Here is a 23,571-nt window from a genome sequence, read left to right as displayed (position 1 = left end):
CCATGACCGGCAAAATCACCTTCAAATTCGTCGACCTCCCCTATCAGATAGACGCCGTCAATTCCGTCGTCGACCTCTTTTCGGGACAAAACAAAACCACCGGCGAATCCCTCTACAAAACACCCGGACGTGCTGAACTCATCGAAACACGCCTCGGACGAAATCCCAGACTCGAGATAGGCGACACTCGACTCCTCAACAACCTCAAATCCATCCAGACCCAAAACGACCACCTCCTCCCCGACGACGAACTCTTCAACTACAACTTCTCCGTCGACATGGAAACTGGAACCGGAAAAACCTACGTCTACCTCAGGACCATCCTCGAACTCCATAAACAATATGGATTTACCAAATTCATCATCGTCGTCCCCAGAATCGCCATCCTTCAGGGCGTCAAAAAAAGCATCGAACAACTCACAGAAACCTTCAAAGCACTCTACGACGGAATCGACATAAACGCCCGATCCTTCATCTACACATCATCAAAAATCGACGAACTCAGAAGCAAATTCATCGAAGGAACAGACCTTTCCATCGTCATAATGAACAAAGATGCCTTCAACAAAAGCGGCATCAATATCATTCAGAAAGACCGTGAAGGCGGGACAAAACTTTGGGACTTAATCAAAGCGGTAAAACCAATCATCATAATCGACGAACCGCAACTTATCGAAGGGACCACCTCCAAAAAGAGTTCATCCCTTCGCGAACTCGAAAATCTTGCACCCCTCTTCACTTTACGCTACTCCGCGACCCACAAAAATCCCTATAACTGTGTCTACCGCCTGACAAGCTATGATGCATACAACCAGAACCTCGTCAAAAAGATCCGGGTAAAAACCGTATACGGTGAAGTCCCAACTGATTTCCCCTACATCAGATATGTAACTTTTACAACAAACCTCAAGGCAAGGATCGAAATATTCTCCCGTGATGAAAAACGCGGTATAAGCAAAAAACAATACGACGTAAGCGATGGTGACTCGCTTCACGAACTCTCCGGTGGCCTCGAACAGTATCAAAACATGTTCATTGCCGGAAACCCCCACAAACTCGATGGACTCACCATCTCACGCGGGAAACTTGGTCAGCTCACCCTCTTCAATGAAACCACCGGATCATCCAACTGGGGAATCACCATCAATCAGGGTGATGACAGCCTCACACTTATGCCCGGAGATTGTACATATAATGAAAAACTCCGAGAAGCCGATTCAACTGTTGTCAGGGTCCAGATCAGAACTGCAATAAAAAATCATCTCGACACCCAGTTTAACCTCCTCGAGAACAAAAAACACATCAAAGCTATCTCCCTCTTCTTTATTGACGAAGTTAAACGCATCCGTGACGATACGCAAGCTGACGGCCGCGGAATCTTCCTTCGGATCTTTGACGAAGAATACAACACCATCATCCACGAAAAAAAATACCAGGACTACTTCAAAAAATACGAAGCTCTATTCCCGGAATACAAAAACGTCCTCAACATCAGAGAAGGCTACTTCGCCATAGATAAAAACAACAAAGTCGTCGAGCCTGAAAGCTCCAAAAAGAACAGACTCAGCATGCTCGAAGAAGACGACTACAATAAAAAATCCAAGGAAGACATCGAACGGGGTATTGAACTGATCCTCAAGAAAAAAGAGGAACTCATATCATTTCAAACACCCCTGGCCTTCATCTTCTCCCACTCCGCGCTAAGAGAGGGGTGGGACAACCCAAACGTCTTCACCCTCTGCACCCTCAAGGAATCTTCAAATGAAATGGCAAAAAAACAGGAGATCGGCAGAGGACTCCGTCTTCCTGTAGACATACACGGGGAACGCTGCTATGATGAAGATGTAAACATGCTGACGGTCGTTGCAAACTCCTATTACGACGAATTTGCAGCCCATCTCCAGGCAGATTTCGACGCAGAACAAAACTTCAACAAAGACATAGCTACAGTCTACGAATTTATCGAGACCCTGAAACAAGCCGGACTACCACAGAAAAAAATCACCAAAGACCTTGCCAAGACCTTGGAAAAAGAGCTTCGGATAAAAGCCGTCATCAACTCGCAGGGTAAACTCAACCCAAAAATCGACATACACAACATATCGTTCACTGACGCCACGTTAAGCGAGCATGAAGTCGCCATCAAAAATGCTTTCATCCAAGTCATGACCGAAAAGGGCACAAAGAGGATATATATCGAGAATGGCGATGAAAAATCCGAAGAAAACTCCCCTCATTCCTACATAGGTGAAGAATCCTTCAAAAACCTTCTAAATGAACTCACACTCCGCCTGGAAAAACGCACATTCTATCAGATCAACATTGACTCTGCAGACTTCATTCAGGAAGCGGGAAGAAGACTCAATCGTCTCTTAACAACAAAATGGGCAACCGCCCAGTCGATCACCACCACTACCGGCGAAGTCCGTATGAAAGCAGACGGAAAAACCTACGTCAATGAACAAAAAGAGGAGTACACAACCGACAAAACACCCTTGGTCTGGTACAAAAAAACCGACTTCCAGATAATCAACTACATCATGCAGCAGACAAGACTCCCGCGTCTTGCCATATACGCAATACTCAATGAACTGAGTCCTGAACTCAAAGAATACCTCAGGGTTCAGGATATATTAGATAATGCAACACTCGAATTACAAAAAACTCTCACCGAATTCAAATCTGCCCACATATCCGGATATCAGGTAATCGATAACTACCTCTTCGACAAAAAAGAAATCTTCGTTCCTGACAAAATCGACTCAGAAACGCTCAAAAAATTAGATGATGATGATGCATTCACTTTTGATGCATACAAATCCAAACCAGAAAAGCGTCATGCACTCTACAAATACTACAAGACAGACAGCAAAGGTGAAAAAGAGTTTGCTCAGCAGTTGGACGAAGATGAACGCGTCCTCCTCTTCACCAAACTCCACAAAGGTGGGTTTGTCATCGACACACCTGAAGGAAATTACTCTCCAGACTGGGCAGTCATCTATAAACACTCCGACGAATTGACGAGACTCTATTTCATCGTTGAGACAAAAATCGACAAAGAACGTAAAGATCTCAGTGAGGTTGAAAGAGTTAAGATTAGTTGTGGAGAAATGCACTTCGATGCAGTATCTAAAGCAATAGGAAAAGATGTTGAGTATCTTTATGCTAAAAACTACCGGCATTTCACCGAGCAGATTGAACGTTTCGAAGAGATCAACATACGATCTCCTTAATTCCACATTACTATTTTTCAGCTACCTCGTTAAAATTTCCTTCATCATATAAAAACCCGCATTATCACGTATTACGTCAAAACAAACTTTCAAATAACCTCAAAACCAACAAAAAATGAGACAAGTTCGCAAAAGGAAAAAAGAATCAGTGCGGTCCGGCATACGAGTCCTGCGGGACGGTTAGCTATTTTAGGGTACGGTTCGCAGCCACATAAGTCGTCCTCCTCTGCCCACGGGCCAACCAGAAAATTTCTTCCTCTCCGAACTGATCACGAACCCCAGGTTCGCGACACAACGGAACTCAGGCCCCTCGTTTGGTCTGAAAAATTGTACGGAAACCCGCTAGGGGTAAACTTGAATTAAAAATGAACACATTAATGAAAATGACAGAAATCGACGATTTCAAAAGTGTAACGACAATTAGACTAAACACTGCGATCAACTCGAGCCGCGTCAGATTCCCTGACTCGCTGTCCGTAAAGATCCCTACCATCTCACGACAGGGACTCGAGATCGCAGCACAGGAACAGGGGCTCACCCTCTCCGAACTCACGCGGGACATCGTCGAGGCATACCTCGAAGAATACCTCAAAAACAAAAAACGCTGAAAAGCGGATCCGCCCCCCTTCTTTTTTTCAAAACATCACCATCCGAAACGACCCGGGGAAGGAGATGTTTAGGTGTGGAAACATGAGATAAATCAACCGCGAACCGCAAATCAGAGATTTGCTCTCCGACTCGCTTCGCTCGCTTGAATCGGCGCGATCACAAAGCTTCGCTTTGCTCTCCGACTCGGGCTTACAGCCCTCGCTTGAATCCGCCCTCCGGGCGAGAAAAACAAATTTGTCGATTCGCGGTTTGTTTTTTCTCTTGTGTTTACCCTAATGCCGTACACGAGATCGAAGTACATGCTTCGTGTTTTTTCCGTTAAGACCGACCCCCGCCGGAACATATCACAACACACCATAAGACATCACAAGATGTCATGAAATACCATCAAATATCATCACATATCACTCAAAAACACAGTATTTTATCAAAAAACATCCAACAATAGTGTGAGGAAAACACCTCGGGAAGTGATCAAAACAAACAGCAAAAATGCAAAACGTGTCTGCCCAATTCAGACTTTACAGGGAACGAAATGAACAGACACTACTCTCTTAGACCTTTGGGATAATCAAAATATTTGAAACATCCCGATTGACCCTTCGTCCCGGTTGACATCAGACGTCAGACGTCAGACGTCACCCGCATTTTCAGAAAAAAGAACTACCCTGGAAAAATCGAGCCGCACTCTCCACCAGAGAGATGAGCTGCCGAAACACTCTTGTGTTATTTCTTTCTTTCTAAAAGTATATATAGTTACCTTGGGGTCTCGAAAAATGATGGAAGAAAACGATCCCCGAAAAATTGTCCGGGTATCTGTTTTCCAAAAAACAACCTGACGTCTGACGTCTGCCGCCTGACGTCAACCTACAAAGTAAAAATGCGACAACATGCATATCTCAGAATAACCGACGAGGAAGGAAACACCCTCGACAGCATCGCAAAAAATCTCGGCTTTGTGAGCCGCACCGACCTGTTTACCGCCTGTGCCCATCTCCTCATCTACGGAGAGACCATTGACGGCGAACCGTCCATTGACCCCGTCACCGAACAGGAACTCAAAACCCTCCACGGACTCAACGAAAAATATCTCCTCCAGATGCGGACCTTCGTCCAGATCTTGGATGAGATCGCCCTCCCCGTCATCGCCATGCGGGGCATCGGGGTCGCGTTTGCAAACCTCGGGCATGACTTCAAGATCCTCATGCTCGAACGCTGCGGCATGGTGCCTGAGGATACCGACATTCGGGACTGGCTCAAGATCTACCAGAACACCCGCCGGGCGAAGATCATCGAATACAGGACAAAACAGTTCGCCAGCATCATCGCCCGGGAGGAAGAATGACTGAACCAAGGCGCCTCCCCGGCATCCGGCTCCAGGACCTCGTCATCATGACGAAACTCAGCTCCCGGGACTGGACCCTCGACCCTGCCAAAGGAGACATCATCTCCACCCGGACGGGCAAACCGCTGCGGTTCTGCACGAACAACGTCGGCTACCAGGAGGCCTCCGTCACCTTCCACGGACGCCGCGTCAAGATCCAGCGGCACCGTGCCGTCTACATCGCCGGGGCCTGCCGGACCTACCAGGACCTCCCGACCGACTTCGACCTCCAGGTCGATCACATAAACGGCGACCTCACCGACTGCCGGTTCGAAAACCTCCGGCTGATCCCCGCACGGGAAAACAACCGTCCGAAATCCGGGTATATGCTCCGGTTCTTCAGCAGCGACGAGGTGGCCGTGCTTCGGGAGAGGTATGCAAAGGGCGTTTCCCCGCCGGTGATGGCCGCGGAGTTTGGGGTCTCGCGATCCACGATCTGGCGGCTCGTGACCCGCCGGACCTATAAGGAGGTGCCCTGATGGCCGAGTCCTCAGCGCCGACTGACTCGCCCGCCCCGACGGATCTGGAGGCGCTGCTTCTCGAGTGGCGGCCGGTCCCTGACGAGGCATTCGCCGCGGCGTTCCGGTATCAGGAGTTCCTTTACTGTATGAAGGAGCTGACGACGCTCTTCGAAGAGCGGCATACGGAGCTGATCGGGATGATCAGATCAGAAGGACTCGCCTCGGACGAGTTCGTGCTCGAGATCCCGACGGACCGGGTCGTGAACACGTCCCTCCTCCAGGACGAACTGCCGGATGTCTATGACGAGCTGGTGTTTATCCGTCCGTCGGATGCGAAGCGGTTCATCGGTCTTGCGGCCCTGTATGATCTGGCGGTGGAGACGGCGGGCCGGGACCGGGTGGCGAAGGTCGAGCGGGTGAATCTGCTGGATCTAAAGAAGGCGCTCCCGGCAGACGAGGCGGCAAGGTATGTGAAGGAGGTCCCGCACGAGAGCCTGGCGAAGGTGGTGAGGGCCGGGGAATGATGTGGTACCAATATACCGAACTGAGGGATAAGGAGACGCTTCTTTGGATGCTTCGAAAAGGCATGACGCGGGAGGAGATCGCGAAGGTGGTCGGATGTCCCGTGTCGGCAGTGCGTACGGCGGAAGTGAGGCATACGCTTAGAAAGCCGGTGATCATTATGTCCGAGGAGCTTCGGCAAAAGCTGAAGCTTTAGGGCTTCTTTTTTTAGAAAGGACTGTATCTCCTGTGAACGCATGAGAAAATTAACCGCGAATCTCCGCGAATCCTCGCGAATCGCATTTTTCTTGCGCCTGCGTGCTCTGCTCCGGCTGATCGCCTCCGCAGGAATCGCACGCCGTCTGGAAAAATGCTAGGGAAAAACCCGCGTGCGGGTTTTTCTTTTTTCTTTTATTCTCTTGGGAGATTGGCATTACACAGATATCGTTCATCGGAATATACGACTCGTCTCCACTCGAGTTTTCTCCTTTTTCCAAAATTGATAAGAATTCCAAGTCTAATTCCGGTAGCTTTCAGATAATTGATGAGCTGTGCCTCATCCTCTTTGAGTAATTCCGTCTCACATTTCAGTTCAAGGATGATATTATTGTAACAGACCACGTCTGCCTGATAATAACTCGGCAGTTTCACGCCTTTGTAGAAAATATTCAGATGTTTTTTGTGTTCAAAAGGAATTCCCTGCAATTCCAGTTCAACTTCCAGAGCATCATGATAAACAGCTTCCAGAAACCCGCGTCCCAGAGTATTATAGATGGTCATGGCACAGCCGATTATTTTATGCACTTCATCTGGATAGATAATCTCGGGGTTTTCCACAATATGATCCATGATTCTTTTTATTTTCGTTCAAAAATATATGATTTTCCCCAAAGAAAAACCGGCAAGCCGGTTTTTCCTACAGCATTTTTCCAGGCGGCGTGCGACTCCTGCGCAGGCGATAAGCCGGAGCAGAGCACGCAGGCGCAAGAAAAATGCGATTCGCGAGGATTCGTGGAGATTCGCGGTTGGTTTTTCTCATAAAGCCGCACCCAACCATACACTTCCCGAATTGGATTGAGATCACACCGCGTAACTCCCATTCCAATTACTAATCTATTACTAATATCTGTCAAATTAGTAATTGGACACCCTCCTCCCCAACCCGCCAAAAAAATAGGAACAACACTACCCGCAAACACCCCCATATAAACCCACCTTTTTTGAGAAAAATCCGCAAAAACTTTACCGCTATCCCCCACCCCCTCTAAGAATATAATCAGAGGTTGGACGGGGCCCCAGCTGATCTCGGGACAAAACCATGACAGCAGATTTCATTCAGACAGCAGTCTCGAAGTCCTCGAAGAGGACCTTCACCGCAGAGTTTACGAACGCCGCCGCGTATGATGCGATCGTCGCAGAAATTACGGGCGAGACAAATCCTCTCGGCCTTGCGGAAGTGGAACTTGGGAAGGAAACCTACAAGACCTATGTCGGCTACTTCGATCCAAACACTTCCGAGATGAACGGCAAGGTCCAGGTTACGGCATTCAGCAGAGCTGAATATACGGCCGCAGTCACCGCCCTTACCGGCAGTGCGGACCTCAAGACCGCATTCGGGAACGGCGGTACCGCAGAGACCTCCGAGATCGGTACCGAAGCAACGTGGAACGTCCGCATTTCCGCGAAGCTTGGGACCGACACGTTCCAGATCAGCTTCAACCGGGATTCGATGATCGTCTCCGGCTATGCTGACGACGCCACCCTCGCCGCAGTCGAGACCTGGGCGGACACGATGCCCGGCCTCTGCTGAAGGGAGGCGGAGATGCAGATCTCCCGCCGGCTTAGGAAGCTGATCCTTGTGTTCCTCGGGTTTCTCATTATGCTTTTTGGGAAGATGGTTGAGGAAGTGGGGACCTTTAGGTCCCTTAGCCGAGGCAGGTTGGCGACGAAGTCGACGACCTCAGCCGAGGCGGGGTGGGCTGTCAGGCCCACCCTTAGCAAAGCAAATCTCGGATTTGCGACCAAGTCGCCAGACTTGCGATCAAATCTTTGATTTGCGAGTTTGCGAGTGAGGGTGAGCCGTCAGGCCCGCCCCCTATCTTTTTTCGAGGATGCCCATTTTCATTCCCTCTTTCCCTGTACCCGCTCCATTCATAATTCCTCATGCCCAATATATATCCGCGTGAGAGGGAGCACACGGCTGACGGTGGTCAATTCGAGACCGCTGAGGAAAGTCCTCCCACCGCTCAGGTACACAGCCGTATGCAAATACGGGTGGCGAGAGTCACAGCTCTGGAACAGAAACGACACGTCCTCTTCTGAGCAATGAAGCAGCAGTTGAAGCTGTTGAGCGTCGAGGCTGAGGGACCGATGGAACGGCGAATCTCTGTGGGTGCAAGTTGGAACAGGGTCGCTACGGGTGCCTGACCCAATGATCCGGGTACAACGCTAAGCCGAATGCCGTAAAAACAGGAGGAGGCTTATTACTCCGACTCACGCATCTTCTTCTTTTAGTCCATTTCCGGTATCACTAAATAGCTTCGGCGCCGATTAGAGGTTGATAATACATGGGAGGGAATTTTGAGTGCACCCAGTGCGGACTCTGCTGCCTTGGGATCGGCGAGGTCGTCAGAATGGACAAACAGATTTCCAAGTACGGGTTCGTCGTAAAAAACGAAGTGGTCCGCGAGATGCGTCAGGCCCTCATCACGCCCGAATATCGGGAACTCTTTGATAACGACCACTCGGTTCAGGAGGAAAACCGGGCCGCCTGCTTTTTTGTCCGGCGAAAGCCCGACGGAAAATACGTATGCACCATCCACCCGTACAGGCTTTTCATCTGTAAAGACTACCACTGCTGCGCCGCCCGGATCTGGAAAGGCGGCGAGGAAAAAGGCCGTGTCAAAGGCCGCGTCTCGCTTGTTACAAAAGACGAGGATCTGCACGGAATCTGGCTGGAGCATGTCCAGAAACATCCCGACCCGTCCCGCGAACACATTGAATCCGTGATGGGGGAACACGGTTATTCCATTCTGTTCTATGACGGTGAATGAGATCCCTGTAAAAGACGGCGTCCTCGTCTGCACCGACGGAAGGCTCGTCAGCCCGGAAAAATGCCGGATGTGCATGCATTCCCGCTACTTCGTGATCGACGGAAAACAGGAAAAATCGCCGGCTCTCGCTTTCTGTCAGGTAGAGCGGGTCACAACAGTGCCCGATATCCCCCGCTCAACGGCGGTCGGCTGTGCGGAAAAACGCGGAGACGGATTCCACAACGTCTCGAATATCTTCTCCTGAATCTAGGCGCCGGCAGGCTTGACGCCCGTGATCCTCTCGATCTCGGCACATGCCTTATTCAGATCGTTCATATAACAGCCGACCGACTCCTTGAATCCTGCATAGCCGTACACCGACTTCAGAGCGAACGCAAGCGCCCGGTCGCCGTCCTCTTCGGCAATCTTTTTCAGGAAGTAGATGATCATCTGGTCCCCGCCGGACTGCTTGAAGATCCTGCCGTACCGCATATGGATATACATCGAGAAAAATACCTTGATCGCTTCCGGGCTCTGCTCAATGATCCCGGCCAGCTTTTCCGCAGCTTTGTTCGGGGCGATCTCTTCCCGGTACACCATTCTGGATACGAGATAGATCTTCTCGAGATCCTCCTCGTTCCACCTAAAATCCTCAGCAGCCATTTATATCTATTTAGTGGGCGGTGCCCGATATAGCTTTTGACTCTCGATTCGATATCCCTAAGTATTTCCGGGTGAGATGTGTATTCAATGCAGACCCTGCTCTCCGCTCCGTTCAAAGCCGTCCTTTTCGATATGGACAATACGCTTTTCGATTTTGTGGAGGCGATGAAAAAGGGCTGTGATGCGGCCGCCGCTTCGGTCGGGGAAGGGACCGGGGAGGAGCTTTTGAGCTATTATCTGCGGTGGAAGTATCATTTCGAGGACCACACGAATCTGCAGGATTTCATGATGGCCCACAACCGCTTTTCGGTGGAGAAGTATTTCGAGGCGGTCGGCGCTTTCGACGAGGCAAAGATGAACTGCCTGACGGCATACCCCGGGATCGAAGGGGTCCTGACCGGTCTGCGGGACGCCGGATACCGCCTTGGGGTCGTAACGGATGCGTTTTCCTACGCGGCCGAACTGCGTCTCGAACATCTGGGTCTGAAGTCCTACTTCGATGTGATTGTGGGTTACGACACGACCGGGTACAAAAAACCGCATTTCGCTCCGTTCGAGTGCGCTCTGGATCTTCTCGGTCTTGCCCCACACGAGGCGGCCTATGTCGGCGACTCGATCCGGCGCGACATCGAACCGGTCAAGTCTCTGGGTATGACGGCCGTTTATGCGAAGTACGGGGATCGGAACTTTTTCGATCATCCGTCGCTTGCCTGCCCGCAGAAAGTTCTCGTGGCGGACACACCTTTGGATATTCTGCGGCTTTTACGACCATAAATATAGTAATGGTTCATTGCCAATATGATAAAAACACATGATGCTTGATACAGATTTTTTAGAACGTATCGCTCCTTATATTGAACCCCTTACGGCCGAGGAACGGGCCGAATATATTGCGGAAGGCGAAGTATCGGTACAGATCCGGGAAGGCGAAGGTATCACGCCGAAGGATTATCTCCAGCTGGTGGAAAATATCGGCCTCTATCTTGGAAAGACGAGCGGCGAAGGCTTCGAGTCGAATTATCAGACGATCCAGCTTAGTAACGGCAAGACCCTGCTCGTTATCCAGCTGCCGGGCGGCGGCAATCTGAACGTATTTCTGACCCCCGAGGGCAAAATGATCCTTGATACCGGTTACGGCTGCTATTATAAAGACTGCGAGCGGATGATCAAAGCCCTCAACGCAGGGGATTTTTCCGATGTGAAGTTCGTGGTCTGCACGCACGGTGATGCGGATCACTGCGGGGCGTCGGGGTATTTCCCGGTGACGCCTGTGATGCATCCGGTGACAAAAGCCCTTCTCGAGAGCGGGACGCGGGGCTATGCGTCGCCGAACGGCCGCGAGATTCTGGAGAAGTTCTACACGACGACGATCAACACCTACTCCCGCATGAACGTGCCGGAGACGGTAGAATATTGTAAGACCGAGCCGGTCGGCACACGCGGGCTTTTCCCGGTCATCGACTCGTTTTCGTTTGCGGATATGCAGTTCGAGGTTTGGGCAAGTCTCGGCGGTCACATTGCGGGCCAGATCTTTTTGTACGAGCCAAACGAGGGACTGCTTTTCACAAGCGACGCTCTGCTGAACTTTGCGACGCTCTCCAAGGCGCGTGCGGATTACAGTTCGATCGCGGATTCGATGATCGGCTCGGTGAACGTGAACAGCGAGACGGCCAGAATCGAACGACGCGAACTCCTGAGGATCGCCAAAGAGTTTGACGAACTGCAGAAAGCCGCCGGCAAGCGTCTTCTGATCTGCTGCGGCCATGGGGCGGTGTCCATTCTGGATGAAAAAGGCATGCTCTCTCCTTACAGCGAGCCGCTCTACTACGCGGCAGACTCCTGCTGATCCTTTTCTCCCCTTTTTTCTCGCTGTTTTCCCGGATGGTGTTTCGGCCTTATGCGGCCGGCCCTCTTTGTTCGTATATCTTCATATGGTTTATCGGCTTCGCGAAAAACCCTGCTATGATGTGAAACTTATTATACTATCGCACCTTACTATTAGTAAGCGAGTGTAAACAGCCCGCGAGATAGATTGCGGCAGCTTCGGTTGCCGGCACAGATCCAAGAAGGATGCGTAAAAGCGTTCTGATACCAACAGAGTTCACCACCTGTCTGGTTTACCCAGAATAAACACCACACCAACAAAATTTTTTCATACACAAGGGGGTGAATCCAACCCGCGAAAGTACCCCATGCTTTCGCCCGGCACGGCCGAAAGGCTGTGCCGTTCCTCCTAAATCCTCAATTTCGCAAAAAAGTATTTTGGGTGATTGCTCTATTTTACTCGGTCTTTTCCGCAAACAGGAACATGATAGACGAGATCGCGTCGGGTTCTCCGATCACAACCGCGGTGTCGCCTTCGTTTAAGATCGTGTCTCCGTCCGGCGAGACAACCGCGTCCGCTTTGCCCGCACACCGCACGGCAATGACCGAGACGCCGTAATTCTTGCGCATCTGGACCTCGGAGATACGTTTGCCGGCGATCTGTGCTCCTTGCTCGACGCGTATCTGCTCGACCCTGCTCTTACTCTTGGACATCATATCGTTTGCCTGCTTTGCCCGAAGCCGGATAACATCCAGTTTGCCGCCCTTCGGCTCGGCTTTGGCAAGGTTCGAGTTGATCGGCAGATCGATGTATTTGTCGTAGATCTCGTTTCTGGCCTGTTTGGCATACAGATCGAAGTCCTGCACCGGCACCTGCTGGTTGGAAAGGATACGGTGGAAGATCTGGAGGGCCGCCTCCTTTTCATCGACGATCACTTCGTCCGCTCCGAGGCGGTACAGTTCGGCGGTCTCCGAGATGTATCTCGATCTCGTGATGATGCCGATCTTCGGGTTCATTCTGCGGGCGGTCGTTAAAATCGCCTTGATCGTGTCCATCTGCGGGATGGAGACCACGATCGTCTGGGCTTTCTCGATTCCGGCGAACTCCAGGACCGCTTCACGCGATGCATCGCCGTAATGGATGTTTTCTCCGAGCTTTTTCTCGTTTGCCACGGTCTCCGGGTTCAGTTCGAGAATAACATACGGAATATCCACCTTTTTCAGGGCTTTTGCGACGTAATGGCCGGTCAGCCCGTATCCGACGATGATGACGTGCCCGATCGGCAGTTCATCCTCCACTCCTTCTGCCGATCCGCTGTATCCAACGCCTGCCGGGACCGGCATCGGGAAGAACCGGTCGACGAACCGGGGCGCCATGCTGATCACGCTCGGCGTCAGGATCATGGTCATGATCGAAATTGCGAGGAATATCTGGTAGACATTATCGCTGAGGATACCGCTGGAATAGCCGGTCGCTCCAAGCACGAAGGAGAACTCTCCGATCTGGGCGAGGCCGAATGCCGAGAGGAATGCGACGCTGGTTGCTATTCCCAAGGCCTTTACAGAGACGAAGTTGATCACGAGTTTGAGCATGATCAGGGAGGCTGCAAGGACGAGGAGGAACGGCAGATGTTGTGTGAGAAAGCCGAGATCTAAGAGCATACCGATCGAGACGAAGAAGAAACTCGTCAGAAGATCCCGGATCGGCATGATCTGTCCGATAACCTCGTGGCTGTAGTCGGATTCGGAAATGGCGACTCCCGCAAGGAACGCTCCTAATGCAAGGGAGACGCCGTTTAAGGACATCAGCCAGGCAATACCGAGACAGATCGTCACGATCGAGATGATGAAAAGTTCATTGCTCCGGGTGAGGGCGACCTTTTGGAGGAACTTTGGGACGAGATAGATGGCGGCGATCAGGATGACGCCGAGCATCACTAAACCGAACACGAAGTTCAGTACGGTTCCAAGAAGATTGGTCTCTTCGGGGCCGGCGAGGATGGGGGCGAGCATCATCATCGGCACGACGGCGAGGTCCTGGAAGATCAGGATACCAAGAGCGATCTTGCCGTGCTTGGTCGCCATCTGGCCTTTGCTCTGATAAATGTTGAGAACGATGGCCGTCGACGAGGACGAGACCATCATTCCAAGGAAGAGTGCGGTGTTGGAGGGAAGGCCCGCCATCTGGAGGGCAAGCCAGACCAGGACCGTTGTTACGATCACCTGCAGCCCGCCGCCTATCAGCACGACCTTCTTCATGGAGAGGAGGTTTTTGAGCGATATCTCAAGACCGATGGTGAACATCAGAAGAATAACGCCGAGTTCTGCGAGCACGGCCACCTGTTCTTCGGTGATTAAGTGGAGACCGAAGGGGCCGACGATGATTCCAGTGAAAAAATAGCCGATTATGAACGGGATATGGATCTTTTTCCCGATAAATAACACGCCGATCGCGCAGGCGAGCACGATCACTACTGCCAAAAGCATGTCTGTCTGACTAACCATATCCGTTTCCTATTGTATCTAGCAGAATAGTGCTCTCTGATTAGTAAAAAATGTACCTATATATCGCGAGATTGGCCCTTTCGGTATTCTATCCGGGACATTTCGGGATGATTCAGGATATTCGGCCGGTGTTTTCCCGACGGAAAAGCATATATGGCAAACAGGGGGGATATGTACTCCTTAGTATGCCGGATGCATTTCTCACCACCTATCTGAACGATGCGATCAAAAAGCTGATCAAAGATGTTCTGAAGGGAACGCTTTCGAACCGGAAGGAGACGGCGTTTCTTCTCTTTCAGGCACGTCAGCAGCGTGAGAATGCGAAGAGGCGGAGTGCACACCCGAATATGCCGGTTTTTCTTATCGCAAGCATCACGTCGGCCTGCAATCTCCATTGTGCGGGCTGCTATGCCCGGGCCACGGGTATGTGCGGGGATGAGAAACCGGCGGGAGCGGAGCCTATGAGCGTTCCCGAGTGGGAGAATATTTTTCTGCAGGCAGAGGGGCTTGGGATCTCGTTTATCCTTCTTGCCGGAGGGGAGCCTCTGCTCCGCCGTGATCTGATCGAGGCGGCGGCAGGGCATTCGTCGATCATCTTCCCGATTTTTACGAACGGGACGCTGATCGATGATGCATATACGAAGCTTTTCGATGAGAACAGAAATCTGGTGCCGGTCATCAGCATCGAAGGGGGCATCGAGGAGACGGATGCCCGCCGGGGGTCGGGGACGTATACGTCGATCCTTGCATCGATGGGCCGCCTTCGGGAGGGAAAGATCCTGTTCGGTGTTTCGGTGACGATCACGACGGAGAATCTTGCCGAGGTGACGTCGGCGGCGTTTCTGGATCTGCTGCGGGATCAGGGTTGCCGGCTCGTGTTCTATATCGAGTATACGGCGATCGATCACGGTTCAAAGGAGATGGAACTGGACGCGGCGAGGCGTGAGGAGCTGGAGGGCAAAATGACGGGGATCAAGTCGGCGTATCCGGGGATGGTGTTTATTTCGTTCCCGGGGGACGAGAAGCATATGGGCGGCTGTCTTGCGGGCGGGAGAGGATTTTTCCATATCAATCCGTACGGTTCGGCAGAGCCGTGCCCGTTTTCGCCGTATTCTGACCGGAATCTCCGGAACGTTTCTCTGCTGGATGCGGTGAACTCGCCGTTTTTTGCGAGGCTGATCGATGCGGGTCTCGTTGGGGGAGAGCATGACGGCGGCTGTGCTTTGTTCGAGCACGAGGCGGAAGTCATCGCCCTGATCGATAAGGAGTAAAGAATAAGGAAAAAGGAATAGGGGGAGATCGGTTACTGGAGGCTGCAGGTGGAGCAGCTTCCATGCAGGTTCCGTTCGGTGAGCTGGCCGACCTGGAGTTCGAGGTCGCGGACCCGTTCCATGAGGTCGGCGTAGTCGCGTTCGAGTTCTTCGAGGCGTTTTTCGATGTTTTCCTGGGATGTCATGTATAGGAGGTTGGCGTTTTGGGGTTTATATGTTAGGGCGGGTTGGATGCTGAAAGCAGACGACCTCAGCCGATGCGGGCTACCCGTAGGGGTGGCCTCAGCGGAGGCGGGATGAGCCGAAGGCTCATCCTTAGTTGAGCAAATCTTTGATTTGCGAACAAGGCTTTGCCTTGCGAGGACATGGATTCGCCAATACTATTATCTCATCTGAGTACCCATAAAAAATAAGTTGTGGGTTTCATCACATAATTTGTGAAAATAATGTGATGTACATCACATAATTTTCAGTCTGCTTGGGAGAAGAAGATGTATCGAACTGCAATAGAAGAGCTTAGGAAGTGGAAGTCGTCAGAATACCGCAAACCGCTGATCGTAAACGGGGTCAGGCAGGTAGGTAAAACCTGGCTGCTCAAAGAGTTCGGCAGGCAAAATTATCAGAACACCGTGTATGTCAACTTTGAGGAAAATCCCGAATACAAATCGTTCTTCGACACCACAAAAGACATAGAAAGAATTCTCCCGAATCTCGCCGTTGCCAAAAAACAGACGATACAGCCCGGGAACACCCTCATTATCTTTGATGAGATCCAGGAGTGTCCGGATGCCTTGAATTCTCTCAAATATTTTTATGAGAACGGTCCGGAGTATCATATCGTGTGTGCCGGTTCACTTCTCGGCGTTGCCCTCTCCAGGCCGACCTCATTTCCTGTGGGAAAAGTTGAGTTTTTCACTCTCCGCCCCATGACCTTTTCCGAGTTTCTGATCGCCGTCGGAGATGAAAATCTGGCTTCCTATCTTGACGGCATCCGGGAGATCGAACCAATACCGGAGGCATTTTTCGGTCCGCTCTGCGAGAAGCTGAAGATGTATTATATTATTGGAGGCATGCCTGAAGCAGTGTATGCGTGGACGAAGGAGCATGACATAAATCAGGTCCGTAAAATCCAGCAAAATATCCTGAATGCCTATACCCGCGATTTTGCAAAACACATTCAGCCGTTGTCGGATGTTCCCAAAGTCATGTATATCTGGGAATCTATCCCCTCTCAGCTGGCAAAAGAAAACAGGAAGTTTCTGTATAATGTGGTGAAGGAAGGGGCACGGGCGCGGGAGTATGAGAACGCTCTTCAATGGCTTTGCGATGCGAATCTCTTGCGCAAAGTGTATCGTCTGCGTTCCCCGGAACTGCCGATATCATCTCAGAAGGATCTCTCCGCTTTCAAAATTTATCTGGCTGATGTCGGCCTGCTTGGCTGTATGTCGGTCCTTGATCCTTCTGTCATTGCAGAGGGGGATGAAGTGTTCAGCACGTTTAAGGGTGCATTGGCGGAGAATTATGTTCTGGAAGCGATCATTGGGCAGTTTGACGGATCGCCTGGATATATGTCGTCGTTGAATCCAAAGTTTGAGATCGATTTTATTGTCCAGCGGAAAAATCTGATTATCCCAATAGAAGTGAAATCCGACCGGAATGTTACGGGGAAGAGTCTGAAAAAATATAAAGAGCTGTACGGCGATTCGGTCAAAGTCCGTGTCAGATATTCTCTGTTGAATCTGAAGCTGGATGATGATGTGTTGAATATTCCTTTGTTCATGGCCGATCATTCCGCACGGCTTGTTGATCTTGTCCTTGGAAAAGAATAAGAGAAAAAAATAAACATGGTTCTCTCTGCCTTGCGGGCTACTCTTTGCTTTGCGAGTTGTCGGGGACAGGTGTTCGTTTTTTCCACATTTTGTCGGTGAAGACGAAGATGACTGCCAGGATGAGGAGGAGCACATTAAATATATTCCCGGCATTGGCGGTCTGTGCCGGCAGGATCTGGGGAAATGCATCGATGGATGCATGGAACAGGACTAGGATCAGGAGACTTCCTCTGCTGCGGTTGTAGAGCCAGGTTACAATAAGGACGCCGGGGAGGAACCAGACGAATCTGGCTATGATATCGGCCATGTCGAAGGGATAGAATCCGGTGAAGTAGAGGGGGACATGCCAGAACTGCCAGAAAAATCCGAGGATGATACTGGCAACGATCGGGTTGAACAGGAACTGCAGTCTAGGGAGGGCGAATCCTCTCCATCCGGGTTCTTCCTGCAGGGGTCCGCCGATGAGGAGGATCGTGAAAAACAAAATCACGGCGGAGAGCGGTCGGATGCTTTCCATGCCCGAGATGTATGTCGAGAAGGATTGTCCGCTGTACAGCAGATCGATTACACTGCTGAGGATGAGGAGCAGCGGCCATACGGCGAGAGCGAAGAGATACCATACCGGTTTTACCCGCCACTGCCCCAGTGAACGCATGAGATCCTGAACACCAACGGTACGGGAGAAGATCCGGGTTATGACGAAGGCGGAGAGGGCGGCAAGGATACTGCAGAGGAGAAGGAAGACGGGGTCAGCGAGACTGCCGTTGAGCATGGGCCAGAAAAGAGCGAACGGCAGGATGATACAGAAGAGGACGGCGAACCGGAGGATATTTTTCCATCGTGGGACGGCGATTTGTGCGGGTTTCAGGAGTTTGGCGATGAGTACGGCGCTGAGTGCCGGACCGAATGCACCTATGACGCAGATGAGCATCATATATGCGGGTGTATTGAGAGGAATGACGAGGGGTATGCTCCAGATGATCCAGGAAATGGCAAAGGCGATCAGGAAAAATGCAGTGATCGGATGTTTTTTGATGTTCTCTATGTAGGGGTACACGATCTTTTCCTTTACAGATTCATTGATGGAATGATTGATGTAATGATATTTAATGGATTGCCTGCTTGGATGAGATGTCTCGGATATTTTCAGAATCTTTTCTGAGAATTATGCAGATTATAGATGTGTTTTTTTGAGGATTTCCGTCCGGTCTTTGTTGAATGGCCTCTTCGCGAGATGGGAATAAGAAGGATTTTGTTTATTTGAGGATGGGGGGATGGTTGTGCTTTGTTTAAGCAATAGGTTAGTTACATGGAACGGAGGTATGTGGGATATTTTACCGCGTTTCGGGAAGGGTATGGCTGGGTGCGGACACAAGAGAAATCCCACCGCGAATCGGCGCAAATCCGCCCTTCGGGCGAGACGAATCGGATTTGCTGTTCCTCACTCTCGCAAGCCTGCTTTGCAGTCTTGCTCCTCCCTCATCGGGAACGTTCGGGCAAATCCTGTCGCCGCCCCGGCGGCTCCTTGCTTAGGGAGTAAAGATATCTCTTATTTTTGATTCAGGATGCGGGGCGTGACTGCGGTGGAGAAATCTTATTTTCGAGGTATATGAACGGTTATGGGAATTCATCCGCACGTGAATATTCGGTCTTTAAAATAATCGTGTGGGTTTCATCACATAATTCGTGGAAATTATGTGATGTACATCACATTATTTTTAGTGTGGCTGGAAAAGTTCAAAAACGAAATCTTATTTTTTACTGTTACTAAGGATATATTCCCCGAATACCTCGGCGAGTTTTACGGGAACGGCATTTCCGATCTGTTTTCCAATGGATACATTGTTGCCGTAAAAAATATAGTCGTCTGGAAATGTTTGAAGTGCGGCTGCTTCACGCAGAGAAATTGCCCTGTCTTGTTCCGGATGACCGTATCTCCCGTTTGAAAGGCTCGCACAGCGGCTCGTAAGCGTCGGGGCAACGTCATCCCATGCCATTCGTCCGTATACATCCGTATGACCGGTTTTTCCTTTATGACAATCGAGGACTAATTCGGATGACCAAGCTCGTCTATCCCCTCCATCGTGAGGAGTTGCCCGAATACGCGTCAAGTTTTTGTCGTTAAGGCATGCGGCTGAATGATTTGGCACGCTATCTGCCGATTCTCCTGCCTGTATTGGCGGATAGCAAAGAATAGCATCTCTTACGGTCACATATGGTTTTTTACCGGAATTATTCGGACCATATTCTCCATCGGGAATCTTTGGGATGAAGAATCGAGATGCAATAATAACCAATCGTTTTCTTTTTTGAGGAACGCCGTAGTCATTTGCATTAACTACTTTGTAGTCGTATGAGTAGTTGCACTCATCCAGTATTTTTAAGAAATTTTCGAGAACTGAATGACCCTTTTTCATCAATCCCGGAACATTTTCTATAAGAAGGTGAGCGGGCAATACATCTTTTACTATACGTCCGAATTCCGTGAGCAAATCCTTATCGACGTGTTCGGTATTTGCTCTACGCTGTTTACTGAAGGGTTGGCACGGAGCACAGCCGGCAAGAAGCAAATTATCTTCATCTCCCTCGATTTCAGGAAATTCTTTGTATATATTACTACCGGAGATCGTTCGAATATCAAAATTTACGAATTTATTATGATTATTTTCTTCATACGTTCTCTTTAAATCGGGCGAGATGTCGATACCTCCCAGTACTTTAATCCCGGCATCGGACAACCCTTTGGTAATTCCGCCCCCGCCACAAAAAAAATCAATTGCAATTAACTTGGTGCTATGTGATTTGTCCATGTCTCTAGATCTCTCTCTGGAATTCCGGGTCTACATGAATTTAACATATGTGCCCAAACGATCTGTTCCCTATATGGACTATCAATTGAGGTTATTCTGTAATATTTGTGTTGCTCGGAATTAATGTTCATCTGACTGAGAGCAATTTCAGTTAGTGGGATGAGCATAATCTGTTTCAGATCGATAGTGAGATGCGGCAATATTCTCGGCATTTCTGGAAGAGCAACACGGTATTCATTTGTATAACCCATTTTTAGACTCTTTTCAACGCTTGCGGCTATTTTCTTTCGTGATGTACCTTCTTGAAACTGACCATTTTGATAATACCACTCTTTCGGACAACATTGTGCGCATAACACATTTTTCACCTTCGGTGTTTGGGTCTTGGAATCCACCATATCACAAGATGCTGTAAGGATTACGAAGTATTCTTCCGGTTTTCCTATCGGGTTGCTATTCTCATTGATACATCTAACTACATCACAGGTGCACAAGGATGTAGATATTGGGGGGCAGAGATATTGAGTCCAAGGCGGTAATTGAGCATCATCTATCTTCTGACTGAAATGCGATAAAACACGTTTTGCAAAGACATATTTTTGGACTCGCTCCTCAATATTGGGAGTCTGATCAATTGCATCAAAAATATTCAATGCATGAGTCATCGCGTCGTTAAAATCTGTTCTAATTGTTGAAAGGACGGGAGCGGTGGTCTTAATGTTCTCGAGATATTGAATAACCGGCTCCTCATCTCCTTTTTGTATCACTTTAATTAAACGATGATTGTACCTTCCCTCTAAATCGCTGAGCGGCATTGCTGAAAAAACTATAACCGGTCTGAAACTATTTTCCCATATGTTTTTAAGAATATCTTCTCCATCATAACTACCTGTTTCCTGATTTTTCCAATCAAGGATGACAACATCGGGATTGTAATCGGTAAGTTTTTCATAACTATTCTCGAATGTCTCTATAATGCAGCACATCCACCCCTGATCCTCACAATAATCCCGGATTCCTTTAACGGTTGCCTGTTGATCATCAACAATAAGAACTTTCATTATTCAGCTCCTTTTGCAAGCGGGATGCAAATTTCGAATGTCGCTCCGCTTGATAAGCTTGGAAACAGAACCCCAACTTTCCCGCCATAATAACTTAAAATTTCAGTCACAATAACCAATCCCATACCGAATCCCTGGGATTTTGACGTTTCTCCTGCTTCAAATATACATTCAGACTCTTCTTCCGAAACCCCAACGCCGGTATCACTAACAAATATCTTTATTTTTTGGTTGTCATCTATTATTTTTGCCGTTATATCGATTGTTTTTTCTTGACCATTCTGTTGAATCCAGTAGCAGGCATTGTCGAGCAAGTTGATAAATATCGTTTGCAGTAATCCTTCATGGATTGGGAGGAGAATGTTATTAGGGAGATAATTATTAATCACAACTCCTTGTGCATTATCTCCGGCACGAATAAGACGGATGCTCTTATCCACCGTTTCACGCACAAGGCATTTATATTCTGCCTTATACAAATCTTTTCTGACCAATGGGGAAAAAGTCCGTGCTAGATCAACCAACCGTGCGTGACTCTCTGAAGCATCATTGAGGGCCTCACGAGTCTTGGTTTCTAATGGGGAACACGTTTTATCAACACGCTTGATAAATCTTATAATGGCATTCATTCCATTAAGTAATTCATGGAGAATAACTGTTGCCACAGAACCTAACGAGGCGGTTTGTGCATAATACGTTACTCTTTTCTGCAAATCATCTAAGTTCTCTCTGTTCTCATTGTTGAATTCATTGACGTATTTTAAAATTTGTTTATTATCCTCCCCTTTTTCTACTGCAAGTTCGACTTTCCCGACCAATCTTTCTGCAGATAAACTCGTGAAAAGATTCACTAGGGGTTTTTTCCCATTACTGCTTGTTTCCGATTCCCTGGTTTTGTCCAAAGATCGTAAATTTTCCAGTTCATTGATGACTGAGCCAAGAAGATTGATGAACTCCTTGTACTCTTTTGTATCCATTAATTTTTCACGATCGGTTGTGTCTTTTAGTTCTGGATTATCCTTTGAGTTTATGTTTACTATGCCAATGATTTGATTCGTGCTGATTCGTTTACCGATTCTGCTAACTCTACGTAAATCGATCCCCAACCAATCTTTTGAAGCATCGGATTTAGGAAGAACGAGAATATTGTCCCGATAGATTGACAGCCCTTTGTATTGTGCTAGAGCACGTCTGATATCATTTTTTCCGATATCATAATGTGCGGATATCTCTCCTCTGCTTTCCACATCTAAATCCCAAACTCTTATTTCAAAACTGAATGGACCGCATGAATAATCCATTTCACCACTACATTCCTGGAGAGAGAGTTGCTCCTGGTAACCCGTAAATCCTAATTTACCTTCATTCCAGTTTATTATTCCAGTTTTGGTTTTTGGATTATGGTTAATGTTTGTCGGGGAATATGTGTATTCCCAATGTATCGTCCCTATTGCATCGACATTGCCGGTAATTTTGTATGGGGGTTTTTCAATAAATTTAGGGGCAGTTATATTAACAGGCCCTTCTATAGTGGATGATCTGAGTTGGATAGTAAAATTATCAATATTTTTAAACGGGGCAATTAAACGGGATAAACTATCCTTTGTCTCCAATATCTTCTCAGGACTCCATATGGAATTTAGATCACCAATTCGGATAACGGTACCGGGATTCTGGAAGATGGCTGTATCGTTAAGTTCTTCCATTGTGATTTGACACTCACCCAGATCATCGAAGTCTACGAGGTTTTTCCAGTTTATTTTTATCTTTAAAAATCCATCATCAGGACTTTTCGTCCAAATATCCATAGTGTTCCCAAGTTTTGCTGCGGAAAAACGACCAAGCCCTTTGTTTCCCGAGACTTTCCTTATTTTGCCATCGCGTTCAATAAGGGGATTTTTAACTTTATGTTTAGTAGCAAGAACAGCCCATACCTCTTTGATTACCTGACGCGTCATTCCAAGTCCATCGTCGATGATTTTGATGTACGCTCCTCCTTCATCTTCGCCAAATTCTACCACAACATTGTAGGCAAATGCATCGTAACTATTTTTCACCAATTCGGTAATGGCTATATTATCATTCGTTACGAGATCGGCTCCAAATGCAGTGAATGCCCTTGGGCTGATTTTTAGGGGGATTGTTTCTTCATTTATCATTTAAATCATCGGATTCAGTGGGAATATATCAATCGACAATATATGTCGATGAATAATATTTCATTCTATCTCTAATTTCATATAGATAATCGGTTGTGGTCAACACACTTATGTTTGGAAATACGAATATTATCAGCATAGAGTTTAATGGATATATGCATTAAGCTATGATGAGTTGGGAAATCCCGGCTTACGTGGTTATGTTTGCAGCATAGTAAAATCAAACAAA

At 48.7% G+C, this 23,571-nt stretch carries 22 protein-coding genes and 1 other RNA gene; 15 read left to right on the top strand and 8 right to left on the bottom strand.

The features are described from left to right. The first annotated feature begins 2 nt into the window (after positions 1–2). The 6 genes from MLAB_RS06335 to MLAB_RS06310 all read left to right on the top strand — a co-directional run bounded on the left by MLAB_RS06335 (position 3) and on the right by MLAB_RS06310 (position 6,405). Positions 3–3,233, top strand: a complete 3,231-nt coding sequence (locus MLAB_RS06335) for a restriction endonuclease (protein ID WP_011833572.1) — start codon at positions 3–5, stop codon at positions 3,231–3,233. Between the two features lie 383 nt (positions 3,234–3,616). Next, the gene (locus MLAB_RS06330; protein WP_143702789.1) at positions 3,617–3,841 is read left to right on the top strand and encodes a hypothetical protein; all 225 of its coding nucleotides are present in this window, start codon (positions 3,617–3,619) and stop codon (positions 3,839–3,841) included. An 881-nt stretch (positions 3,842–4,722) separates the two neighbouring features. Further along, on the top strand, positions 4,723–5,187 hold the full coding sequence (locus MLAB_RS06325) for a hypothetical protein (protein ID WP_011833570.1): 465 nt from the start codon (positions 4,723–4,725) through the stop codon (positions 5,185–5,187). After that, positions 5,184–5,705 (top strand): HNH endonuclease, encoded by a 522-nt coding sequence (locus tag MLAB_RS06320; protein ID WP_011833569.1) that lies wholly within the window; start codon positions 5,184–5,186, stop codon positions 5,703–5,705. Before MLAB_RS06325 ends, MLAB_RS06320 begins: the two co-directional genes overlap by 4 nt. Continuing rightward, the gene (locus tag MLAB_RS06315) at positions 5,705–6,211 is read left to right on the top strand and encodes a hypothetical protein (protein WP_011833568.1); all 507 of its coding nucleotides are present in this window, start codon (positions 5,705–5,707) and stop codon (positions 6,209–6,211) included. The genes MLAB_RS06320 and MLAB_RS06315 overlap by 1 nt, the downstream gene beginning before the upstream one ends. Further along, the gene (locus tag MLAB_RS06310; RefSeq protein WP_143702788.1) at positions 6,208–6,405 is read left to right on the top strand and encodes a hypothetical protein; all 198 of its coding nucleotides are present in this window, start codon (positions 6,208–6,210) and stop codon (positions 6,403–6,405) included. Before MLAB_RS06315 ends, MLAB_RS06310 begins: the two co-directional genes overlap by 4 nt. Positions 6,406–6,599: 194 nt before the next feature. Here MLAB_RS06310 and MLAB_RS06305 read toward each other — a convergent pair whose 3' ends face one another. Then, complete coding sequence (locus MLAB_RS06305) at positions 6,600–7,037, bottom strand: GxxExxY protein (RefSeq protein WP_011833567.1); 438 nt, start codon at positions 7,035–7,037, stop codon at positions 6,600–6,602. Between MLAB_RS06305 and MLAB_RS09720 the strand changes: the two genes are divergently transcribed. The 5 genes from MLAB_RS09720 to MLAB_RS06280 all read left to right on the top strand — a co-directional run bounded on the left by MLAB_RS09720 (position 7,029) and on the right by MLAB_RS06280 (position 9,485). After that, positions 7,029–7,229 (top strand): hypothetical protein, encoded by a 201-nt coding sequence (locus tag MLAB_RS09720; protein ID WP_143702787.1) that lies wholly within the window; start codon positions 7,029–7,031, stop codon positions 7,227–7,229. The genes MLAB_RS06305 and MLAB_RS09720 overlap by 9 nt on opposite strands. Positions 7,230–7,506: 277 nt before the next feature. Next, positions 7,507–7,998 carry a hypothetical protein gene (locus MLAB_RS06295; RefSeq protein WP_011833566.1) on the top strand — a complete coding sequence of 164 codons (492 nt, stop codon included), beginning with the start codon at positions 7,507–7,509 and terminating at the stop codon, positions 7,996–7,998. Positions 7,999–8,372: 374 nt separating this feature from the next. Continuing rightward, positions 8,373–8,683: RNase P RNA component (gene rnpB / locus MLAB_RS09500), an RNA gene on the top strand. Between the two features lie 72 nt (positions 8,684–8,755). Then, positions 8,756–9,241, top strand: a complete 486-nt coding sequence (locus MLAB_RS06285; RefSeq protein WP_011833565.1) for a YkgJ family cysteine cluster protein — start codon at positions 8,756–8,758, stop codon at positions 9,239–9,241. Next, positions 9,228–9,485: a hypothetical protein gene (locus MLAB_RS06280; RefSeq protein WP_011833564.1), complete on the top strand. Its 258-nt coding sequence runs from the start codon at positions 9,228–9,230 to the stop codon at positions 9,483–9,485. The genes MLAB_RS06285 and MLAB_RS06280 overlap by 14 nt, the downstream gene beginning before the upstream one ends. A gap of 2 nt (positions 9,486–9,487) precedes the next feature. Here MLAB_RS06280 and MLAB_RS06275 read toward each other — a convergent pair whose 3' ends face one another. After that, positions 9,488–9,883 carry a hypothetical protein gene (locus tag MLAB_RS06275; RefSeq protein WP_011833563.1) on the bottom strand — a complete coding sequence of 132 codons (396 nt, stop codon included), beginning with the start codon at positions 9,881–9,883 and terminating at the stop codon, positions 9,488–9,490. Positions 9,884–9,970: 87 nt separating this feature from the next. On the opposite strand from MLAB_RS06275, the gene MLAB_RS06270 reads away from it, so the two are divergent. Both MLAB_RS06270 and MLAB_RS06265 read left to right on the top strand, forming a co-directional pair. Continuing rightward, positions 9,971–10,657, top strand: a complete 687-nt coding sequence (locus MLAB_RS06270) for an HAD family hydrolase (RefSeq protein WP_011833562.1) — start codon at positions 9,971–9,973, stop codon at positions 10,655–10,657. Between the two features lie 37 nt (positions 10,658–10,694). Continuing rightward, complete coding sequence (locus MLAB_RS06265; protein ID WP_011833561.1) at positions 10,695–11,729, top strand: MBL fold metallo-hydrolase; 1,035 nt, start codon at positions 10,695–10,697, stop codon at positions 11,727–11,729. A 434-nt stretch (positions 11,730–12,163) separates the two neighbouring features. Here the strand turns inward: MLAB_RS06265 and MLAB_RS06260 are convergent, their stop codons facing one another. Next, on the bottom strand, positions 12,164–14,212 hold the full coding sequence (locus MLAB_RS06260; protein ID WP_011833560.1) for a cation:proton antiporter domain-containing protein: 2,049 nt from the start codon (positions 14,210–14,212) through the stop codon (positions 12,164–12,166). 185 nt (positions 14,213–14,397) lie between these two features. On the opposite strand from MLAB_RS06260, the gene MLAB_RS06255 reads away from it, so the two are divergent. Then, a complete protein-coding gene (locus MLAB_RS06255; RefSeq protein ID WP_048062270.1) occupies positions 14,398–15,483 on the top strand; it encodes a radical SAM/SPASM domain-containing protein in 1,086 nt (361 codons plus the stop codon). A 32-nt stretch (positions 15,484–15,515) separates the two neighbouring features. On the opposite strand, the gene MLAB_RS09860 is transcribed toward MLAB_RS06255, so the two are convergent. After that, positions 15,516–15,668: a hypothetical protein gene (locus MLAB_RS09860; protein ID WP_011833558.1), complete on the bottom strand. Its 153-nt coding sequence runs from the start codon at positions 15,666–15,668 to the stop codon at positions 15,516–15,518. A 306-nt stretch (positions 15,669–15,974) separates the two neighbouring features. On the opposite strand from MLAB_RS09860, the gene MLAB_RS06250 reads away from it, so the two are divergent. Next, positions 15,975–17,312, top strand: coding sequence for an ATP-binding protein (locus MLAB_RS06250; RefSeq protein ID WP_011833557.1), 1,338 nt, complete (start codon positions 15,975–15,977; stop codon positions 17,310–17,312). A 37-nt stretch (positions 17,313–17,349) separates the two neighbouring features. On the opposite strand, the gene MLAB_RS06245 is transcribed toward MLAB_RS06250, so the two are convergent. The 4 genes from MLAB_RS06245 to MLAB_RS06230 all read right to left on the bottom strand — a co-directional run bounded on the left by MLAB_RS06245 (position 17,350) and on the right by MLAB_RS06230 (position 23,342). Next, positions 17,350–18,369, bottom strand: a complete 1,020-nt coding sequence (locus tag MLAB_RS06245) for a CPBP family intramembrane glutamic endopeptidase (protein ID WP_011833556.1) — start codon at positions 18,367–18,369, stop codon at positions 17,350–17,352. Positions 18,370–19,063: 694 nt separating this feature from the next. Then, positions 19,064–20,122, bottom strand: a complete 1,059-nt coding sequence (locus MLAB_RS06240; protein ID WP_011833555.1) for a DNA cytosine methyltransferase — start codon at positions 20,120–20,122, stop codon at positions 19,064–19,066. Next, entirely contained in the window at positions 20,095–21,183 is a 1,089-nt protein-coding gene (locus MLAB_RS06235; RefSeq protein ID WP_011833554.1) for a response regulator, read from the bottom strand. The genes MLAB_RS06240 and MLAB_RS06235 overlap by 28 nt, the downstream gene beginning before the upstream one ends. Then, positions 21,183–23,342: an ATP-binding protein gene (locus tag MLAB_RS06230; protein WP_011833553.1), complete on the bottom strand. Its 2,160-nt coding sequence runs from the start codon at positions 23,340–23,342 to the stop codon at positions 21,183–21,185. Before MLAB_RS06230 ends, MLAB_RS06235 begins: the two co-directional genes overlap by 1 nt. Positions 23,343–23,571 lie beyond the last annotated feature (229 nt).

The organism is Methanocorpusculum labreanum Z (assembly GCF_000015765.1).
GTDB lineage: Archaea > Halobacteriota > Methanomicrobia > Methanomicrobiales > Methanocorpusculaceae > Methanocorpusculum > Methanocorpusculum labreanum.
Note: the sequence above shows the minus strand (reverse complement) of the source record. Positions and strands in the feature narration are given on the sequence as shown.

Excerpts from the sequence above, each read along its gene's own strand:
- MLAB_RS06335 (WP_011833572.1), top strand. The coding sequence starts at position 3 with ATGACCGGCAAAATCACCTTCAAATTCGTCGACCTCCCCTATCAGATA.
- MLAB_RS06330 (WP_143702789.1), top strand. The coding sequence starts at position 3,617 with ATGACAGAAATCGACGATTTCAAAAGTGTAACGACAATTAGACTAAAC.
- MLAB_RS06325 (WP_011833570.1), top strand. The coding sequence starts at position 4,723 with ATGCGACAACATGCATATCTCAGAATAACCGACGAGGAAGGAAACACC.
- MLAB_RS06320 (WP_011833569.1), top strand. The coding sequence starts at position 5,184 with ATGACTGAACCAAGGCGCCTCCCCGGCATCCGGCTCCAGGACCTCGTC.
- MLAB_RS06315 (WP_011833568.1), top strand. The coding sequence starts at position 5,705 with ATGGCCGAGTCCTCAGCGCCGACTGACTCGCCCGCCCCGACGGATCTG.
- MLAB_RS06310 (WP_143702788.1), top strand. The coding sequence starts at position 6,208 with ATGATGTGGTACCAATATACCGAACTGAGGGATAAGGAGACGCTTCTT.
- MLAB_RS09720 (WP_143702787.1), top strand. The coding sequence starts at position 7,029 with ATGATCCATGATTCTTTTTATTTTCGTTCAAAAATATATGATTTTCCC.
- MLAB_RS06305 (WP_011833567.1), bottom strand. The coding sequence starts at position 7,037 with ATGGATCATATTGTGGAAAACCCCGAGATTATCTATCCAGATGAAGTG.
- MLAB_RS06295 (WP_011833566.1), top strand. The coding sequence starts at position 7,507 with ATGACAGCAGATTTCATTCAGACAGCAGTCTCGAAGTCCTCGAAGAGG.
- MLAB_RS06285 (WP_011833565.1), top strand. The coding sequence starts at position 8,756 with ATGGGAGGGAATTTTGAGTGCACCCAGTGCGGACTCTGCTGCCTTGGG.
- MLAB_RS06280 (WP_011833564.1), top strand. The coding sequence starts at position 9,228 with ATGACGGTGAATGAGATCCCTGTAAAAGACGGCGTCCTCGTCTGCACC.
- MLAB_RS06275 (WP_011833563.1), bottom strand. The coding sequence starts at position 9,883 with ATGGCTGCTGAGGATTTTAGGTGGAACGAGGAGGATCTCGAGAAGATC.
- MLAB_RS06270 (WP_011833562.1), top strand. The coding sequence starts at position 9,971 with ATGCAGACCCTGCTCTCCGCTCCGTTCAAAGCCGTCCTTTTCGATATG.
- MLAB_RS06265 (WP_011833561.1), top strand. The coding sequence starts at position 10,695 with ATGATGCTTGATACAGATTTTTTAGAACGTATCGCTCCTTATATTGAA.
- MLAB_RS06260 (WP_011833560.1), bottom strand. The coding sequence starts at position 14,212 with ATGGTTAGTCAGACAGACATGCTTTTGGCAGTAGTGATCGTGCTCGCC.
- MLAB_RS06255 (WP_048062270.1), top strand. The coding sequence starts at position 14,398 with ATGCCGGATGCATTTCTCACCACCTATCTGAACGATGCGATCAAAAAG.
- MLAB_RS09860 (WP_011833558.1), bottom strand. The coding sequence starts at position 15,668 with ATGACATCCCAGGAAAACATCGAAAAACGCCTCGAAGAACTCGAACGC.
- MLAB_RS06250 (WP_011833557.1), top strand. The coding sequence starts at position 15,975 with ATGTATCGAACTGCAATAGAAGAGCTTAGGAAGTGGAAGTCGTCAGAA.
- MLAB_RS06240 (WP_011833555.1), bottom strand. The coding sequence starts at position 20,122 with ATGGACAAATCACATAGCACCAAGTTAATTGCAATTGATTTTTTTTGT.
- MLAB_RS06235 (WP_011833554.1), bottom strand. The coding sequence starts at position 21,183 with ATGAAAGTTCTTATTGTTGATGATCAACAGGCAACCGTTAAAGGAATC.
- MLAB_RS06230 (WP_011833553.1), bottom strand. The coding sequence starts at position 23,342 with ATGATAAATGAAGAAACAATCCCCCTAAAAATCAGCCCAAGGGCATTC.